The organism is Streptomyces sp. SID3343, assembly GCF_009865215.1.
In the GTDB taxonomy this organism is placed as follows: Bacteria; Actinomycetota; Actinomycetes; order Streptomycetales; family Streptomycetaceae; genus Embleya.
In genome coordinates this window covers 1-210 of sequence record NZ_WWJX01001549.1, presented here as the reverse complement: position 1 = coordinate 210, position 210 = coordinate 1, and the positions used below count along the sequence as shown (strand labels likewise).

Below are 210 nucleotides of genomic sequence, written 5' to 3'. Positions count from 1 at the left end.
CGCCGATGCTCTGCCCGGCCGTGGTCGCCAGCAGGACCAGCGACCCGGCGCCGACGAGCGCGAGCGCGCCCCGGCGGGACACGGTCGGCGCGGCCGGCGAGAGCGCGACCAGGCCGTTCGGGTCGGCCGGTTCCGGCAGGGTGTGCGCGGTGTCGGTCCGCAGTTCTGCGCGCAGGCCGCGCGAGCGCAGCGCCGACACCATGACGGGCG

General features: G+C 79.0%; 1 pseudogene. It reads right to left on the bottom strand.

Annotated features, from left to right (window positions below):
• Window positions 1-210 (bottom strand): annotated as a pseudogene (locus GT354_RS49150) (hypothetical protein); the annotation flags it as partial.